Origin of the sequence: Nocardia sputorum (genome assembly GCF_027924405.1) — a bacterium.
GTDB classification, from domain to species: Bacteria; Actinomycetota; Actinomycetes; order Mycobacteriales; family Mycobacteriaceae; genus Nocardia; species Nocardia sputorum.
Window position 1 is genome coordinate 1,121,735 of record NZ_AP026978.1, and the last position, 12,073, is coordinate 1,133,807.

Sequence of the window (12,073 nt, forward strand, 5' to 3'; positions counted from 1 at the left end):
GGAGGACCCGGGCCGAGCCGCGGGTGCAGGCTGGTGAGTCTGCGTCGGAGCTGGTCGGGGGTCTACCGCTGCTCGTGTTCATAGAAGGCTTCCACGCGACCGGCGTGCCCGTCCTGGTCGAGTTCGACGACATCCAGAACACGATTTCCGTTCTCGCGGCGGTAGAGCAACGCATACCCACCCGGCCGAATCAGCAGCGCCTCCTCGGTGAAGGTGAGGTCCGGCGCCAGAGACAGTCCGAGCTCGAAATGCTTGCGCAACTCCGCCTTGCCATGCAACCGCCCATCAGGACGGTCCCACCGGCGCGCGACGGTCGAAGCGACGAACTCGACCTCGTCCGAGTAGCACGCCATGATGGCGTCGAGGTCGTGCGCGTTCCACGCCGCCAGCCACGCATCTGCATGAGCACGAAAATCCATGCCCGCATTGTCCCAGCCGGATTCGCCACTCGACCCGGCTGCCGTTGCAGCATCAAGTCGTAGAACCCGCGAAACCGAACGCCCGCCCCTCGTCCCGGTGCAGGCCGGAACCCATTGCTGGACCCGAGAGCGGGCGATGGGCGGACGTTCGGCAGGGCGGTTCCGCCGGAGGGGGACGGCGGTTGTCGCGCCCGTGTCCCGCGGGGTCCGGACCGCGGGACAGGTCGGCGGTCAGACGTTCGCGTAGGCCAGCGAGGGGACGCGCTGGATGGCGAAGGAGGACCGCAGGTAGAACCACCAGGTGACGGCGGCCATGACCAGGAACGCCGCGGCGTAGCCCCAGAACGCGGGGGCCATGCTGTGCAGGTGGGTGTTCGACAGCCGCAGCGCCTGCTGCAACAGCCAGCCGCCGGAGGCGCCGACCGCGCCGATGACGCCGATCGCGGCGCCCGCCTGGCGTTTGGCCGACGCGGCGGCTTCGGCCGCGTCGAGGCCGTGCTCGGCGGCGTACTTCTTGGACTCCGCGCTGAAGATGGTCGGGATCATCCGGTAGGTCGAGCCGTTGCCGATGCCGGTGAGCACGAACAGCAGCAGGAACGCGACGAGGTAGAGCGGGAAGCTCTTCAGTTCCAGCCCGGCCATGATCAGCCCGACCGCGATCGCCATACCGCCGAACACGTACAGGGTGATCTTCGCGCCGCCGACCTTGTCGGACACCCAGCCGCCGAACGGCCGGCTGAACGACCCGACCAGCGCGCCGAGGAAGGCGAGGTTGCCGAGCGTGGTGATCCAGCCGATCTTGGCCAGATCCGGGAAGTTGGCCTTGATCAGCGTCGGGAAGGCGAAGGAGAAGCCGATGAACGAGCCGAAGGTGCCGATGTAGAGGACCGCCATCACCCAGGTGTGCCGGTTGGTGAGCGCGAGCCGGTAGGACTTGCCGTCCGACTTGGCGGTGCTGATGCTGTCCATGTAACGCAACGCGCCGAACGCCGCGGCCAGGATGAACGGCACCCAGACCAGCACCGACAGCGTGATGCCGAAGCGGTAGCCGCCCGGGTCCTTGGCCATGATGTGCGTGCCGAGGGTGATCAGCAGCGGCAGCACCAGCTGGGTCTGGGCGACGCCGAGGTTGCCGCCCGCGGCGTTGATGCCCAGCGCGGCGCCCTTCTTGCCCTCGGGGAAGAAGAAGTTGATGTTGGCCATCGAGGAGGAGAAGTTGCCGCCGCCGACGCCCGCGAGCGCCGCCAGCACCAGGAACACCCACATCGGCGTACCCGGCTGGTTGACGAAGTAGGCCAGGCCGAGCGTGGGGATCAGCAGCATCGCGGCACTGAACACGGTGAACGCTCGCCCACCGAAGCGGGGGATGGCGAAGGTGTACGGGATGCGCAGCGCGGCGCCGACGAGGGTGGGCGTCGAGGTCAGCAGCAGCGCGTTGCTCACCGCGGTGGGATTGCCCTTGCCGAGACCGGCGAGGAAGTCGAATCCGGCGGCGCCCATGCTGGTCACGACGGTGCCCCAGATGACCCAGATGCTGAAGCCGAGATTCTCGGCGAACACGGAGAACATCAGATTCTTGCGCGCGGTCTTCGCGCCACCGGATTCCCAGAACTTCGCGTTGTCCGGATCCCAGTGGTCGAGCCAGCGTCCACGTCGTTGATATTCGAAAGTCGTTGTCTGCGACTGCTGGCCGGTGGCTGCTACGGCGGTCATCGGCTTCCTCTCGATTCGGCTCGACCGGCCCTCATCGCGGCGGCGCCGCCGGCGGCTGTCGAGTGCTAGCTACGGTCGAGACAAAGGTATGAGCCGCTTGTTGCGTCCCCGTGGCCCGCGATGACGTTCCCGGCAAATCCGACTCACATCGCGCGGCCTCGAATGGTGACCACTCGGTTACCTGGCGCGATTCAGCGGGCGTCGGGATATTCCGCGATGAGAGAATTCAGGAAGCAGCGCGTCGCCGAGGCGGCCCGTTCGGGATCACCGTCGATCACGGCGTGCACCAATGCGGCGTGCTCCTCGGTGTAGGAGTCGTCGGACTTGGCGGTGCGGGCGCGGATGACCTGTTCGATGATGGGCAGCAGCGAATCGTAGAACTCGAGGTACACCGCGTTGTGACTGGCGACGACGATGGCCCGGTGCAACTGGACGTCCGCCTCGATCGCGGCGGCGGGGTCCTCGTCCCACTTCTTGTCGCGTTCGGACAGCAGGCGCAACAGATTCGCGATGTCGGCGTCGTCGCGGCGGCGCGCGGCCAAGCCCGCGGCGGTGACGTCCAGCGCGAGGCGCAGCTCGAGGACGTCGCGCTCCTCGGCGTCGGCGAAGTACTTGCCCAGGGTGCCGCCGAGGTCGGAGGCGGCGATCACATAGGTTCCGGACCCTTGGCGGCGCTCCAGCATGCCGGCGTGCACCAGCGCCTGGACGGCCTCGCGCACCGTGTTGCGGCCGGTGCCGGTGAGCTCGGTGAGCTCCGGCTCGGTCGGGATGCGGGCGCCGATCGGCCAACGGCCGGAACGGATCTCGGCACGCAGCTGTTCGGTGACCTGGGCGATGAGGCTGGTGCGCCGGACGGGTTGCACCTGGACAGAGTACCGCCCATCACAAATCGTTGCCGGTCTTCATCCGGTCATCCTATGATTTCTCGGTGACTGCGACCCTTCCCGAAACCGAGGCTCGCCAGGAATCAGTCCTGGTCGAGCGCCGTCGACGCGCGCTGACCGAGGGTCGCCTGCTGGTCCTCACCGCCATCGTGATGTCGGCGCTCACCCTGCGGGTCGCCGTCACCGCCTTCAGCCCGCTGGCCGAGCGGATCGGCGCCGAAATCGGTTACGGCGCCGCCGTTGTCGGCGTCTTCGGCATGATCCCCACCGCCATGTTCGCGCTGTCCGGACTGCTCACCCCGGTCTTGGCGGTCCGGCTCGGATTGGAGCGCACCGCGCTGACGGCCATGCTGATGGCGGGTGCGGGCATGGCGCTGCGCGTGCTGATGTCGGGCACCGCCGAACTGCTCGTCTTCTCCGCGCTCGCCCTCGCGGGCATGGGCATCGGCAACGTGGTGATCCCGCCGCTGGTGAAGCGCTACTTCCCGGATCGCCTCGCCGTGATCAGCTCGCTGTACATCGTGATGGTGCAGCTCGGCACGGTCGTGCCCGCCTTCACCGCGGTCCCGGTCGCCGACGCGTACGGCTGGCGCGTCTCGCTGGGGGTGTGGGGCCTGCTCGGCTTCGCCGCGGCGGTGCCGTGGCTGACGGTGCTGCGCGGCAGGCGCGGACGCGACGGTGCGGATACGACGGCGGTGCCGCAGCAGGAGCCGCATTCCGGGCGTGTGTGGCGCTCGCCGATCGCGTGGGGGATGGCGGGCATGTTCGGCATGACCTCGCTCACCACCTACGCCATGTTCACGTGGTTGCCGAAGATCCTGAGTGAGGCCGGCGCGAGCGCCGCGTACGGCGGAGCCATGGTCGGTCTGTTCGCCGTGGTCGGCTTGGTCGCCGCGCTCACCGCGCCGACCGTGGTCGCCCGGTTCCGCAATCCGTTCCCCGTCGTGGTGGGCTGCGCCGTGCTGTTTTTCATCGCGTTCACCGGGCTGCTCCTCGCGCCGATGGCCGCGCCGATCCTGTGGGTCGTCGTGCTCGGTCTCGGTCCGAGCACCTTCCCGATGGCGCTGACGCTGATCAACTTGCGCACCCGCACCCCTGCCGGGTCGGCCGCGCTGTCGGGCTTCACCCAGGGTGTCGGCTACGCGGTGGCCTGCGTGGGTCCGCTGCTGTTCGGCGTGCTGCACACGGCGACGGGTGGCTGGCTCGCCCCGTTCGCGATGCTCGCCGTGGCCGTGCTGGTGCTGCTCGTGGGCGCCTGGCAGGCGTGCAAGCCGCGCCTGCTCGAAGACACCTGGAATTGAGCCCGGCGGCTTGTCGGCGTGAAAACTCACAACTCCGGTTGCGCGGCTGTGCGAACGGAGTAAGGATGGGCGCAACGATTTTCGCGGAGTAGCGCGCGTCACACCTCACCGCGCGCCGAATTCGATATCGGCCCATTTGTGACGCACGGAAACCGTTGTGTCACACGCCTGAAACATTGGCGCGAAACTCACCCCGGATCGCGGGTAATCGTGAGCAACCGTTGATTTGACGGTCATTTCGCGCAGCATTTCGGCAATACCCCTTTCCTACCGTGGAGCCAACCGACATTGGGAGGCCCCGTTGAGCACGCTGACGCGTAACCGTCTGGAAGCGCTGGGACGGACGAAGATCCGCAGGCAGCAGATCGAGCACTGGGATGCCGAGGACGTCGCCGCCTGGGAAGCCGGCGGCAAGGACATCGCCCGGCGCAACCTGATCTGGTCGGTCTTCGCCGAGCACGTCGGTTTTTCCGTCTGGTCGATCTGGTCGGTGATGGTGCTGTTCATGCCGACCGACAAGTTCGGCATCGACCCGGCGGGCAAGTTCTTCCTGGTCGCCATGCCGACCCTGGTGGGCGCGTTCCTTCGGATTCCCTACACCGTGGCGACCGCGCGCTTCGGCGGACGCAACTGGACCGTCTTCAGCGCGGTGATGCTGCTGATCCCGACGCTGCTCACGCTGTACTTCGTCAACCAGCCCGGCACCTCGTACACGACGTTCCTCGTGGTCGCGGCGTTCGCGGGCTTCGGCGGCGGCAACTTCGCCTCCTCGATGACCAACATCAACGCGTTCTACCCGCAGCGGCTCAAGGGCTGGGCGCTCGGCCTGAACGCGGGCGGCGGCAACATCGGCGTTCCGGTGATCCAGCTGATCGGCCTGCTGGTCATCGCGACCCTCGGCAACGGCTACGCCTCGCTGATCTGCGCGGTCTACCTGGTGTTCATCGCGATCGCGGGGCTCGGCGCCGCGCTGTTCATGGACAACCTGCCCAACCAGAAGGCCGACCTGTCCTACATGCTCACGGCGCTGAAGGTGCCGCAGTCCTGGGCGATCGCGTTCCTCTACATCGGCACCTTCGGCTCGTTCATCGGCTACAGCTTCGCCTTCGGCCAGATCCTGCAGATCAGCTTCCGCGCGGGCGGCGACACCGTCGCGCAGGCCACGCTGCACGCCGCGCAGATCGCGTTCATCGGTCCGCTGCTCGGCTCGCTGGCCCGGCCCTATGGCGGCAAGTGGGCCGACCGCATCGGCGGCAGCCGCGTCACCCTCTATGTGTTCGGCGCGATGATGGCGGCGGCCCTGCTGGTCACCGTGGCGAGCACGATGGCCGACAACAACAACGGCGTGGCAGGCGGCGGCGTGATGACCGCTCTGGTCATCGGCTTCATCGCACTGTTCGTGCTCTCCGGCATCGGCAACGGGTCGGTCACCAAGATCATCCCGTCGGTGTTCGAGGCGAAGTCCAGGAGCCTGGACGCCACGCCCGCCGAACGGTCGGCCTGGTCGCAGAACACCTCCGGCGCGCTGATCGGTTTCGTCGGCGCCATCGGCGCCCTCGGCGGCGTGGGCATCAACTTGGTGCTGCGCTCCTCCTACGCGTCCACCAAGTCGGCCACCACCGCGTTCTGGGTGTTCATGGCCTTCTACGTGGTCTGCGCCCTGGTGGTCTGGGCGGTGTTCCTGCGCCGTCCCGGCCTGCGGGGCGTGCCCGCCGACTCCGATGTCGTGACCGAAGCCGAGAGCTTCGTCCTCGAAGCCGAGGCCGGTCAGTCCCAGTCCCCGTCCGCCGGCTCGGCCCGCGCCTGACACCCGATCCAGTCCAGGAGGACCCCCAGATGAACCCCACAGTCGCTCGCAAGACCGCGGTGGTCGTCGGCCACGGAATGGTCGGGCACCGGTTCGTCGAGGCGCTGCGCTCGCGCGACACCGAAGGCCGGTGGCAGGTGATCATCCTCAGCGAGGAGCAGCTGCCCGCCTACGACCGCGTCGGCCTCTCGTCCTACGTCGGCGCCTGGGACGCGAGCGCGCTCGCGCTGCCCGGCAACGAATACACCGGTGACGAACTGGTGGAGCTGCGGCTGGGCCAGAGCGCCGAGTCCATCGACCGGGCGGCGCGCAAGGTGACCACCTCCTCCGGCGACATCCTCGCCTACGACGCGCTGGTGCTGGCCACCGGTTCCTACCCGTTCGTGCCGCCGGTGCCCGGCCACGACCGGCCGGAGTGCTTCGTCTACCGCACCATCGACGACCTCGACGGCATCCGCGCCGCCGCCGAAGCCGCCGGCCCCGGCGCGGTGGGCGTGGTGGTCGGCGGCGGTCTGCTCGGCCTGGAGGCCGCGAACGCGCTGCGCCTGCTCGGGCTGACCCCGCACGTGGTGGAGTACAACACCCGGCTGATGCCCGCCCAGGTCGACGAGGGCGGCGGCGCGATCCTGGAACGCCTGGTCACCGACCTCGGCCTGCACGTGCACACCGGCGTGGGCACCTCCGCGATCGAGGCCGCAGGCCAGGGCGTGAAGGTCACGCTCTCCGACGAGACCGTGATCGATGCAGGGCTGGTCGTGTTCTCCGCCGGTGTCCGCCCGCGCGACCAGATCGCCCGCGACGCGGGACTCGAGGTCGGCCCCCGCGGCGGCATCATCACCGATCTCGGCTTGCAGACCTCCGACCCGAACATCTGGGCCATCGGCGAATGCGCCGCCGTGGAAGGCGTGTGCTACGGCCTGGTCGCCCCGGGCTACAGCACCGCCGAAATCGTCGCCGACCGCCTGTTGGGCGGCGCGGGCGAGTTCCCGGGCGCGGACATGTCGACCAAGCTCAAGCTGCTCGGCGTCGACGTGGCCAGCTTCGGTGACGCGCACGGCGTCACCGACGGCGCGCTGTCGGTCGTGCTGCACGACGCGGCCAAGGGCACCTACGCCAAGCTGGTCGTCTCCGATGACGCGAAGACGCTGCTGGGCGGCATCCTGGTCGGTGACGCCACCGCCTACTCGGCGCTGCGCCCGCTGGTCGGCCGCCCGCTGCCCGCCGAACCGGCCGCGCTGATCTCGCCCGCGGGCGCCGAACTGGGCGCCGACGCGCTGCCGGACGACGCGCAGATCTGCTCTTGCAACAACGTGTCGAAGGGCGCGATCTGCGGCGCGATCGCCGACGGCGCCTGCGACGTCCCGGCGATCAAGAGCTGCACCAGCGCCGGAACCTCCTGCGGCGGTTGCGTTCCCATGCTCAAGAAGCTGCTCGAGCAGTCCGGCGTGGAGATGTCCAAGGCGCTGTGCGAGCACTTCGAGCAGTCGCGCGCCGAGCTGTTCCAGATCGTGCAGGTCACGGGCATTCGCACCTTCTCCGGGCTGCTCGCCAAGTACGGCAAGGGCGCGGGCTGCGACATCTGCAAGCCGACCGTGGCGTCCATCCTCGCCTCCACCTCGAGCGACCACATCCTCGACGGTGAGCAGGCCGCGCTGCAGGACACCAACGACCACTTCCTGGCCAACCTGCAGAAGAACGGCACCTACTCGGTGGTGCCCCGGATGCCCGGCGGCGAGGTGACCGCCGAGCAGCTGATCACCATCGGTGAGGTGGCCAAGGAATTCGGCCTGTACGTGAAGGTCACCGGCGGCCAGCGCATCGATCTGTTCGGCGCGCGCGTCGAGCAGCTGCCGCTGATCTGGAAGCGGCTGGTCGACGCGGGCATGGAATCCGGTCACGCGTACGGCAAGTCACTGCGCACCGTGAAGAGCTGCGTCGGTTCCACCTGGTGCCGCTACGGCCAGCAGGACTCGGTCGGCATGGCCGTGCTGCTGGAGAAGCGCTACCGCGGCCTGCGCTCGCCGCACAAGCTGAAGCTGGCGGTGTCCGGTTGCGCCCGCGAATGCGCCGAGGCGCGCGGCAAGGACGTCGGCGTGATCGCCACCGAGAACGGCTGGAACCTCTACGTCGGCGGCAACGGCGGTCTCACCCCGAAGCACGCGGTGCTGCTGGCCGGTGAACTCGACGACGAGACGCTGATCAAGTACATCGACCGGTACCTGATGTTCTACATCCGCACCGCCGACCGTTTGCAGCGCACCGCTCCCTGGCAGGAGGCGCTGGAAGGCGGCATGGATTACCTCAAGCAGGTGATCTGCGAGGACAGCCTCGGCATCGCCGAGGATTTGGAAGCGGCGATGGCCCAGCACGTCGCCGGCTACCGCGACGAATGGGCCGCGGTGCTGGAGGACGAAGAGAAGCTTTCTCGCTTCGTGTCGTTCGTCAACGCCCCGGAGGAAGCCGATCCGACGATTTCCTTCGACGAAACCGGGGAGCGGAAGGTTCCCGTCCTGCTCGGACTGCCGGAAGTCCCGGTCGCCACGCAGGGGAAATGACCGCTTAACCGCTTGGAAACAGAACGTCGGTACCAATGAGTAAGGCGTTTGGAGGATGACACCGATGACCGTGATCGATACCCCCGGCATCGCCGCAGCAACCACCACGGGGTGGACGCAGGCTTGCCGTCTCGACTACTTGATTCCCGGCCGCGGCGTTGCGGTGTTGCTGAAAGGCGGCCGCCAAGCGGCCCTGTTCCTGCTGGAGAACGGCATGTTGTACGCCGTCGGCAATATCGATCCGATCGGCCGGGCGGCAGTCATGTCGCGCGGGATCGTCGGCGATCGCGGCGGGGTGCCGGTCGTGGCCTCGCCGCTGCTGAAGCAGGCCTTCTCCCTGGTCGACGGGCGTTGCCTGGACGACGAATCGGCGATGCTGCCGGTGTACGCGGTGCGCGTGGACGACGGCATCGTCTCGATTTCCAACGAGCCGGTGACGTCCGCGCTCGCGTCCTCGGATGGATGAACGCCAATGACAACAGTTGACGCGGGCGCGAGCCTGGCCGGATTCACGGTGGGCATCACGGCGGCCCGGCGGGCGGAGGAATTCGCCACCCTGCTGGAACGCCGTGGCGCGACCATCGTTTCGGCGCCGGCCATCCGGATCATCCCGCTGGCCGACGACAACGAGCTGGAGCGGGTGACCCGGCAGCTGGTCGCCGATCCGCCGCAGATCACCGTAGCCACCACGGGAATCGGCTTCCGCGGGTGGATGGAGGCGGCCGAGGGCTGGGGCCTCGCCGAGGAACTGCGCGCGACGCTGGGCACCACCCGCATGCTCGCCCGCGGCCCGAAGGCCAAGGGCGCCATCCGCGCCGCGGAGTTGCGCGAGGAATGGTCGCCCGCCTCCGAGTCCTCCGCCGAAGTGCTCGATCACCTGCTCGCCGAGGGTGTGGAGGGCGTCCGGATCGCCGTGCAGCTGCACGGGGCCACCACCGAGTGGGAGCCGGTGCCCGACTTCTGCGAGGTACTGCGCTGCGCGGGCGCGGATGTCGTGCCGGTGCCGGTGTACCGCTGGGTGCCGCCGGACGACCAGGGGCCGATGGATCACCTCATCGAGGCCGTCGTCACCTCCGGGATCGACTGCGTCACCTTCACCAGCGCTCCCGCCGTGGCGTCGATGTTGATGCGCGCCAAGGAAACCGGACTGCTGGAAGGGTTGCTGTACGCGCTGCGTGGCCGGGTGCTGCCCGCTTGCGTCGGCCCGATCACGGCCGCGCCGCTGGAGGAACTCGGGGTGCCCACCTCGATGCCGGGCCGGGCCCGGCTCGGCGCGCTGGCCCGCCACGTCGCCGAGGAACTGCCGCGACGGGCCAACCGGATCCACGCCGCGGGTCACATCATCAGCGTGCGCGGAGCGTGCGTGGTGGTCGACGGTCAGGTGCGTCAACTGGCGCCCGCGCCGATGGCCCTGATGCGCTCGCTGGCCCGCCAGCCCGGCCGGGTCGTCTCGCGCGAGGACCTGCTCGCCGCGCTGCCCGGCGGCGGGGACGACACGCACGCGGTGGAGACCGCCATCGCCCGGCTGCGCGCCGGACTCGGCACGCCGAAAGCGATTCAGACGGTGGTCAAACGCGGCTACCGGCTCGCGCTGGACCCGGCGGAATGTACCGACAACAATCCACGGCCCACCGCGACAGGAGGACCGCAGGTGCCCGGCGTCGGAATCCCGACCCGGGCACCTCGGTACATCCAGGCTGCGGGGAGCTGGTGAACGCGCCAGCCCTGGTCCTGGTGGCGCACGGGACCCGTAGCACCAAGGGCGTGCAGATGATCGCCGCGCTCGCCGAGGCCGTGACGAAGGAACTCGGTGCCGGGATTTCGGGGCCCGGCACCGAGACCGGGGAAACCCCTCGAGTGCGTACGGCTTTCGTGGATGTGCTCGGTCCGTCGCCCTCGGAAGTGCTGCGCGATCTGGTGGCTCCCACCGGTGAAGCCGTGCCCGCGGTGGTGGTTCCGGCGTTCCTGGCCTCGGGGTACCACGTCCATCAGGACGTACCCCGAGAGGTCGCCGAGAGCGACCATCCCGCCGTGACGGTCACGCCCGCGATGGGGCCGGATCCGGCGCTGGCCAGGATCATGGCGATGCGTCTGCGCGCGGCGGGCTGGTCCCCGGGCGATGCGGTGGTCTTCGCCGCGGCGGGCTCCTCGGACGCCCGTGCCCGCCAGGACGTCCGGCGCGCGGCCGCGCTGCTGGCCGAACGCCTCGGCAGCGGAGTCCGCATCGGCTACGTCGCCACCGGTGCGCCGCGCGTCCCGGATGTCGTCGCGGACCTGCGCGCGAGCGGGGCGAGCCGAGTCTTCGTGGCCTCGTATCTGCTCGCGCACGGCCTGTTCCAGCAGCGCCTCCACGAGTCGGGCGCCGACGGCGTTGCCGAGCCCATCGGCGTGCACCCGGCGGTGGTCCGGTTGATCGCCGACCGCTACCGGGTCGCGGCAGGGGAGCTGGTGCGAGCGCGGGCTCGCTGAGCGATCCACGGGAAAGTCACTCAGGCACGGCCGACGGCGCGGATCCCCAGTATCGTTGACCGAATACCGGCAGGGCTGGTGTCGGGCTCGGAGCGCGTGTGGACGAGTCGGTGCAGAGCCGGTCCCGTCGCAGATGCGCGATCATCGCCGCTTTCTATCGGGCCGCATAGGGATTCACCGGTCCCGACGCGACGAACTGCGACCACGTCTGCACGCCGTCCGGGTGATCCGGGCACGTGTTCAGCCCCGCCCGGAACGCACTCCCGATCCGGCCGGGCACCGGCAGCGGGACGATCCGGCGGGGGCGTTGCCTGGCGGCTTGCCAGACCTGCGCCAGCTGCGCCATCGTCCGTACTTCCGGGCCCCCGAAGTCGGGAGCTCGGCCGAGCGGCTCGCCCTCGGCCAGCTCGGCGATCCGCCGCGCCACATCGGCGGCGGCGACCGGCTGGAAACGGAAGTCCTTCGGCAGCGGCGCGACCGGCCATTTCTCGACCGTCTGCAGCACCGCCGCGATCAGTTCGTGGAATTGGGTCGCGCGCAGGACGGTGTGCGGCACACCGCTGTCGATGACAGCTTGTTCGCAGGCCAGCTTGTTGCGGTAGTACCGGAACGGGATGCGGTCGATCCCGACGATCGACACGTACAGCAGGTGCCGGACGCCTCGCGCGTGCCGCAGCAAGCTCTCGGTCTGGGCGAGGTCCGAGCCGCCCACCCGGCGGGCATCCGTGGCCGCGTGCACGATGACATCGGCGTCCGCCACGGCCTCCGCCAGACCCGCGCCCGTGCGCAGATCGCCCACGTGCGTGCCCGCCCCTGGACGACGGGACAGCACCCGTACGTCGTCGCCCGCTTCGCGCAGCCGCTCGACCACGAGCCTGCCCAGCGCACCGGTTCCGCCCGTGACGAGAATCTTGGTCATGGACAA

Annotated in this window: 10 protein-coding genes; 6 read left to right on the forward strand and 4 right to left on the reverse strand. The window is 69.2% G+C overall.

Features of this window, described 5'->3' with window-relative positions:
* Nucleotides 1-62 precede the first annotated feature (62 nt).
* The 3 genes from QMG86_RS05000 to QMG86_RS05010 all read right to left on the reverse strand — a co-directional run bounded on the left by QMG86_RS05000 (nucleotide 63) and on the right by QMG86_RS05010 (nucleotide 2,995).
* A complete protein-coding gene (locus QMG86_RS05000; RefSeq protein WP_281877943.1) occupies nucleotides 63-419 on the reverse strand; it encodes a YybH family protein in 357 nt (118 codons plus the stop codon).
* A 231-nt stretch (nucleotides 420-650) separates the two neighbouring features.
* Nucleotides 651-2,132: an MFS transporter gene (locus tag QMG86_RS05005; protein ID WP_281877944.1), complete on the reverse strand. Its 1,482-nt coding sequence runs from the start codon at nucleotides 2,130-2,132 to the stop codon at nucleotides 651-653.
* Nucleotides 2,133-2,323: 191 nt separating this feature from the next.
* The gene (locus tag QMG86_RS05010) at nucleotides 2,324-2,995 is read right to left on the reverse strand and encodes a FadR/GntR family transcriptional regulator (RefSeq protein WP_281877945.1); all 672 of its coding nucleotides are present in this window, start codon (nucleotides 2,993-2,995) and stop codon (nucleotides 2,324-2,326) included.
* Between the two features lie 65 nt (nucleotides 2,996-3,060).
* Between QMG86_RS05010 and QMG86_RS05015 the strand changes: the two genes are divergently transcribed.
* The 6 genes from QMG86_RS05015 (at nucleotide 3,061) to QMG86_RS05040 (ending at nucleotide 11,148) form a co-directional block, all read left to right on the forward strand.
* Nucleotides 3,061-4,317, forward strand: coding sequence for an MFS transporter (locus tag QMG86_RS05015; RefSeq protein WP_434086155.1), 1,257 nt, complete (start codon nucleotides 3,061-3,063; stop codon nucleotides 4,315-4,317).
* Between the two features lie 301 nt (nucleotides 4,318-4,618).
* Nucleotides 4,619-6,124, forward strand: coding sequence for a nitrate/nitrite transporter (locus QMG86_RS05020; RefSeq protein WP_434086156.1), 1,506 nt, complete (start codon nucleotides 4,619-4,621; stop codon nucleotides 6,122-6,124).
* Between the two features lie 29 nt (nucleotides 6,125-6,153).
* Nucleotides 6,154-8,679 (forward strand): nitrite reductase large subunit NirB, encoded by a 2,526-nt coding sequence (gene nirB, locus QMG86_RS05025; RefSeq protein WP_281877947.1) that lies wholly within the window; start codon nucleotides 6,154-6,156, stop codon nucleotides 8,677-8,679.
* A 64-nt stretch (nucleotides 8,680-8,743) separates the two neighbouring features.
* Nucleotides 8,744-9,145 carry a nitrite reductase small subunit NirD gene (gene nirD / locus QMG86_RS05030; RefSeq protein WP_159849573.1) on the forward strand — a complete coding sequence of 134 codons (402 nt, stop codon included), beginning with the start codon at nucleotides 8,744-8,746 and terminating at the stop codon, nucleotides 9,143-9,145.
* Nucleotides 9,146-9,151: 6 nt separating this feature from the next.
* Complete coding sequence (locus tag QMG86_RS05035; protein WP_281877948.1) at nucleotides 9,152-10,393, forward strand: uroporphyrinogen-III synthase; 1,242 nt, start codon at nucleotides 9,152-9,154, stop codon at nucleotides 10,391-10,393.
* Nucleotides 10,390-11,148 carry a sirohydrochlorin chelatase gene (locus tag QMG86_RS05040; protein ID WP_281877949.1) on the forward strand — a complete coding sequence of 253 codons (759 nt, stop codon included), beginning with the start codon at nucleotides 10,390-10,392 and terminating at the stop codon, nucleotides 11,146-11,148. Before QMG86_RS05035 ends, QMG86_RS05040 begins: the two co-directional genes overlap by 4 nt.
* A gap of 154 nt (nucleotides 11,149-11,302) precedes the next feature.
* On the opposite strand, the gene QMG86_RS05045 is transcribed toward QMG86_RS05040, so the two are convergent.
* Nucleotides 11,303-12,067 carry an SDR family oxidoreductase gene (locus QMG86_RS05045; protein WP_281877950.1) on the reverse strand — a complete coding sequence of 255 codons (765 nt, stop codon included), beginning with the start codon at nucleotides 12,065-12,067 and terminating at the stop codon, nucleotides 11,303-11,305.
* Between the last annotated feature and the right edge of the window lie 6 nt (nucleotides 12,068-12,073).